The 918-nt window shown below is 69.4% G+C and carries 1 protein-coding gene; it reads right to left on the minus strand.

All coding sequences use genetic code 11. From position 1 onward, the window contains the following. Nucleotides 1-918, minus strand: a 918-nt coding sequence (locus Psi01_RS42950) for a CE1758 family FMN-dependent luciferase-like monooxygenase (protein WP_204069965.1), incomplete at both ends; no start/stop codon positions are given.

Here is a 918-nt window from a genome sequence, read left to right on the forward strand (position 1 = left end):
ACGTCGTCGGCGGGGGCGTGCACGGTGGCGTCCTTGGCGCCGCCCGCCGCGGCGACCCGGGCGGCGTGGGTGGGCGCGTCGGGGACGTGGGCGGGCTTGAGCGCGGCGAACTCCTTGCGCAGCACCGGCACGACCTCCTCGCCCAGGAGGTCGAGCTGCTCCAGCACGCTCTTCAGCGGCAGGCCGGCGTGGTCGATGAGAAACAGCTGGCGCTGGTAGTCGCCCACATAGTCACGAAAACCCAGGGTGCGGTCGATGACCTGCTGCGGGCTGCCCACCGTCAGCGGGGTCTCGGCCATGAAGTCCTCCAGGGCGGGGCCGTGGCCGTAGACCGGGGCGTTGTCGAAGTAGGGGCGGAACTCCCGGATGGCGTCTTGGCTGTTTTCGCGGATGAACACCTGTCCGCCCAGGCCGACGATGGCCTGCTCGGCCGTGCCGTGGCCGTAGTGCTCAAAGCGCTGCCGGTACAGGGCGACCATCTGCTGGGTGTGCTCTTTGGGCCAGAAGATGTGGTTGGCGAAGAAGCCGTCGCCGTAGTAGGCGGCCTGTTCGGCGATCTCGGGGCTGCGGATGGAGCCGTGCCAGACGAAGGGGGGTATGCCGTCCAGGGGGCGGGGGGTGGCGGTGAAGCCCTGCAGGGGGGTGCGGAAGCGGCCCTGCCAGTCGATGACGTCTTGGCGCCACAGCTGGTGCAGCAGGGCGTAGTTCTCGATGGCCAGGGCGATGCCGTTGCGGATGTCCTGGCCGAACCAGGGGTAGACCGGGCCGGTGTTGCCGCGGCCCATCATCAGGTCGATGCGGCCGTCGGCCAGGTGCTGCAGCATGGCGTAGTCCTCGGCGATCTTCACCGGGTCGTTGGTGGTGATCAGCGTGGTCGCGGTGGACAGGATCAGCCGCTCGGTCCGCGCCGCGATGTAA

The organism is Paraplanobispora siamensis (genome assembly GCF_016863175.1).
Classification (GTDB): domain Bacteria; phylum Actinomycetota; class Actinomycetes; order Streptosporangiales; family Streptosporangiaceae; genus Planobispora; species Planobispora siamensis.